Raw genomic sequence first — 1,588 nt, 5'->3', positions numbered from 1 at the left:
TCACCAAGATGAAGTTTCCCGGCTACTTCCTGATCGTTGCCGACTTCATCAAATGGGCCAAGGCGCAAGGCATTCCGGTCGGGCCTGGCCGCGGTTCGGGCGCAGGCTCGCTGGTCGCCTATTCGACCACCATCACCGACATTGATCCGCTGCGCTTCTCGCTGCTGTTCGAGCGCTTCCTCAATCCCGACCGCGTGTCGATGCCCGACTTCGACATCGACTTCTGCCAGGATCGGCGCGAGGAGGTCATCCGCTACGTCCAGCAGAAATACGGCCGCGACCAGGTCGGCCAGATCATCACCTTCGGTACGCTGCAGGCGCGCGCCGTGCTGCGCGACGTCGGCCGCGTCCTGCAAATGCCCTATGGCCAGGTCGACAAGCTCTCCAAGATGGTGCCGCAGAACCCGGCCAATCCGGTCAAGCTCGCCGACGCCATCGCCAACGAGCCGCGCTTTGCCGAAGAGGCCGAGAGGGAGCCGATCGTTCAGACGCTGCTCGACATGGCGCAGAAGCTGGAAGGCCTCTACCGCCATGCCTCGACGCACGCCGCCGGCATCGTCATCGGCGACCGGCCGCTCTCGGAGCTGGTGCCGATGTACCGCGATCCGCGCTCGGACATGCCCGTCACCCAGTTCAACATGAAATATGTCGAGCAGGCCGGACTGGTGAAGTTCGACTTCCTCGGCCTGAAGACGCTGACCGTGCTGGAGACGGCGGTGAAGCTGATCCGCCGGCGCGGCATCGAGATCGACCTGGCAACCATCCCGCTCGACGATCCCGAGACCTACGCCATGCTGTCGCGCGGCGAAGTGGTCGGCGTGTTCCAGGTGGAAAGTGCCGGCATGCGCAAGGCGCTGATCGGCATGCGGCCCGACTGCATCGAGGACATCATCGCGCTGGTCGCACTGTATCGACCCGGCCCGATGGAAAACATCCCGACCTACAACGCCCGCAAGCATGGCGAGGAGGAGATGGCCTCGATCCATCCCAAGATCGACCATCTGGTGAAGGAGACGCAAGGCGTCATCGTCTACCAGGAACAGGTGATGCAGATCGCGCAGGAGCTGTCGGGCTACTCGCTCGGCGAAGCCGATCTGCTGCGCCGCGCCATGGGCAAGAAGATTCGCGCCGAGATGGACAAGCAGCGCGAGCGCTTCGTCTCCGGCGCGGTCGAGCGTGGCGTCGGCAAGCCGCAAGCCGACTTCATTTTCGACCTGCTGGCCAAGTTCGCTGACTATGGTTTCAACAAATCGCACGCCGCCGCCTATGCGGTGGTTTCATACCAGACCGCCTATCTCAAGGCGCATTATCCGGTCGAGTTCCTGGCGGCGTCGATGACGCTCGACATGGGCAACACCGACAAGCTCGCCGATTTCCGCCAGGACGCGCTGCGCCTCGGCATCGAGGTTCTGGCGCCGTCGGTGACATCGAGCTTTCGCCCCTTCGAGGTCGGTGAGAACCGCATCTATTATTCGCTGGCAGCGCTCAAGGGCGTCGGCGACGCGGCGGTCGAGCACATCGTTGCCCAGCGTGGCGAAAAGCCGTTCAAGAACCTCGCCGATTTCTGCGAGCGGGTCGATCCCAAGAT

At 63.5% G+C, this 1,588-nt stretch carries 1 protein-coding gene; it reads left to right on the top strand.

The window, feature by feature from the left end:
• On the top strand, nucleotides 1-1,588 hold a 1,588-nt coding region (dnaE, locus tag EN969_RS30390; protein ID WP_127419696.1), incomplete at both ends, for a DNA polymerase III subunit alpha.

The organism is Mesorhizobium sp. M7A.F.Ca.CA.003.01.2.1 (assembly GCF_003998945.1).
In the GTDB taxonomy this organism is placed as follows: Bacteria; Pseudomonadota; Alphaproteobacteria; order Rhizobiales; family Rhizobiaceae; genus Mesorhizobium; species Mesorhizobium ciceri.
This window is presented reverse-complemented; position numbering and strand designations above follow the sequence as displayed.